Source organism: Cyanobacteriota bacterium (genome assembly GCA_025054735.1).
GTDB lineage: Bacteria > Cyanobacteriota > Cyanobacteriia > SKYG9 > SKYG9 > SKYG9.
This window is the reverse complement of record JANWZG010000447.1, coordinates 1-2,951: the sequence shown is the minus strand read 5'-3', so window position 1 is coordinate 2,951 and position 2,951 is coordinate 1. Positions and strand designations below refer to the sequence as shown.

Sequence of the window (2,951 nt, the reverse complement as noted above, 5' to 3'; positions counted from 1 at the left end):
CTGATTGTGGCAGGTTGGGGTCAATTGCAAGCTTTGGTAGAGGTGTCACTGAGTATGGCAGTGGCTGTGGTACCTGAAGGGTTGCCTGCTGTGATCACCGTGGCTCTGGCATTAGGAACTCAGCGCATGGTACGACGTAAAGCCCTGATTCGTAAGTTGCCTGCTGTAGAAACCCTAGGCTCAGTCACTACAATTTGCTCAGATAAAACTGGAACCTTGACCCAAAATAAGATGATTGCCCAAGCGATCAATACAGTGAATTTTTCCCTACAAGTTACCGGCGATGGTTACGAACCGAATGGCAAATTCTACGGCGACACAGAAATATTGCCCTTAGAACAGCCTGAACTGCGTCCGCTGCTAGTGGCGGGTGCACTGTGCAATGATGCAACCCTACAACACGACAGAGGCAACTGGGTAATTCTGGGTGATCCTACAGAAGGGGCGCTACTACCTCTAGCGGCTAAGGCAGGACTTGATGCATCTCAGTGGGCTAACAGTTTGCATCGAGTGGCAGAATTTGCCTTTTCGTCTGAACGGAAGCGCATGAGTGTAATCTGCCGAAAGTCAGCGATTTCTGGGGCAAGACATGTGCTAGAGTCTGACACTTGGTTATTGGATACAGCTCCCTATCTATTGTTCTCTAAGGGGTCACCAGAGCTTTTGCTAGAGCGATGTACGCAGATCTATAGCGGCGATCGTCCCGAACCACTGCACAACAACCATCGGCAGCAAATTCTTGAGCAAAACAATCAGATGGCAGCTAAGGGCTTGCGAGTGCTAGGTTTTGCCTATCGACCATTGATGACAATGCCCACCGTTGACAATGAGGAGACCGTTGAGCGAGAACTGACTTGGCTAGGGTTGATAGGCATGATGGATGCACCTCGTCCTGAGGTGAAAGATGCAGTTGCGCGGTGTCTGACCGCAGGTATTCGCCCTGTCATGATCACGGGTGATCATCAGCTAACTGCCCAGGCGATCGCACAGCAAGTCGGCATTGCTCAACCAGGGACTGAAGTGCTTACTGGCCGAGAGTTGGAAGCAATGAGTCCAGCCGAGCTAGAAGAGCACGTCGAGCAAGTCAGTGTTTATGCACGGGTGGCTCCAGAACACAAGCTGCGGATTGTGCAAGCCTTGCAACGCCGAAATCACATTGTGGCAATGACCGGGGACGGCGTCAATGATGCGCCAGCCCTAAAGCAGGCAGACATTGGCATTGCCATGGGCATCACGGGCACAGATGTCAGCAAAGAAGCCAGCGATATGGTGTTACTAGACGACAACTTTGCTACGATCGTTGCCGCTACTGAAGAAGGGCGTGTTGTTTACAGCAACATTCGTCGATTTATTCGCTATATCCTAGGTAGCAACATTGGTGAACTCTTGACCATTGCCGCCGCACCATTATTGGCTATTGGGGATGTACCACTTACGCCCCTGCAAATTCTCTGGATGAACTTGGTCACCGATGGATTGCCAGCATTAGCCCTAGCTGTAGAGCCTGCTGATGCTAATGTGATGAAGCGTCCGCCCCATAATCCCTCAGAGAGCATATTTGCCCGTGGACTAGGCTCTTACATGTTGCGTATTGGCATTGTTTTTGCCGTCCTGACAATTATTTTGATGATTTGGGCTTATGGCTACAGCCGCACATTACCTCTTGAGCGTCAAGACATGTGGAAAACTATGGTTTTTACAACCCTCTGCATTGCCCAAATGGGTCATGCTGTTGCTATTCGCTCTAGTAATCGGCTAATTGTTGAAATGAACCCCATCTCTAATCCATATGTCCCTGCTGCTGTAATTTTCACAACACTCTTACAGCTAGCATTGGTCTACGTTCCTGTTCTCCGAGGCTTTTTTGGTACCTACTACTTGACCTTACCTGAATTAGGTGTTTGTTTTGGCTTTAGTGCTCTGGTTTTAGTTTGGATAGAAGCCGAAAAGTTGGCTGTACGTGCCTACAAGCATTTCATCAAGGTGTAGAACTTATAAATATTCCATAAGGTGTAGAGACTGTGATACCCCTCCGAATCGGCAATGGCTATGACGTGCATCGCTTAGTTCCCAATCGCCCCTTAATTTTGGGTGGAATTCATATTCCTCATGAGCTAGGGTTACTGGGCCATAGCGATGCTGACGTTTTAACCCATGCCATTATGGATGCTATGCTTGGTGCCCTGAGTTTAGGGGATATTGGTCACTACTTTCCACCCAGCGATCCCAAATGGGCAGGAGCGGATAGTCAGCAGTTATTGGTCAAGGTACACCAGCTCTTGCAGGAACGCCAATGGCAAATTGTAAACATTGACGCTGTTGTCATTGCGGAACGGCCTAAGCTAAAGCCTCACATTCAGGCAATGCGCGATCGACTTGCTAGTACCCTTTGCCTGCAACCAGAGCAAATATCTATCAAAGCAACCACCAACGAAAAGCTAGATGCTGTAGGGCGAGAAGAGGGAATTGCTGCCTACGCGGTAGCTTTGCTGCATCAAGTGATGGATAACGCATTGGAATGAATTGATGAGTTCGTCCCTAGCTAACAGTCTCCATAACGGCAAGTACATACTTCAGCAGTTGCTGGGGCAAGGTAGCTTATACACGAGCTATCGAGCAATCTGTGTTGGCTTTGATCAGCCTGTGGTGATTGTTAAACTCAACGACAGTCTGAAGCAACAGCCTGACTTTATGTTGCTGCGTAAGGCCTTTGCAACTGAGGCCAAGCGAATAGCAAGCTGTAAACATCCTCACTTGATTCGGCTACTGGAGTTGTTCCTAGACAACGGAATTCTGTACTTGGTGATGGAGTACATTCCAGGACAATCACTCACGAATATTGTGCGCACAGCAGGTGCATTAACCGTTCCCCAAGCCCTGCGATATATTCGCCAGGCAGGCAGTGCCCTTAGTGCCATGCACCAGCGATCGATACTACATCGCAACCTCAC

At 49.0% G+C, this 2,951-nt stretch carries 3 protein-coding genes; all 3 read left to right on the top strand.

The features are described 5' to 3' along the window. A partial coding sequence (locus NZ772_16595) for a cation-transporting P-type ATPase (protein MCS6815174.1) occupies window positions 1-1,989 on the top strand: 1,989 nt, incomplete at its 5' end. Between the two features lie 35 nt (window positions 1,990-2,024). Then, on the top strand, window positions 2,025-2,522 hold the full coding sequence (gene ispF / locus NZ772_16590) for a 2-C-methyl-D-erythritol 2,4-cyclodiphosphate synthase (GenBank protein ID MCS6815173.1): 498 nt from the start codon (window positions 2,025-2,027) through the stop codon (window positions 2,520-2,522). Window positions 2,523-2,526: 4 nt separating this feature from the next. Further along, window positions 2,527-2,951: protein kinase (locus tag NZ772_16585; protein ID MCS6815172.1), on the top strand; the 425-nt coding region annotated here is incomplete at its 3' end.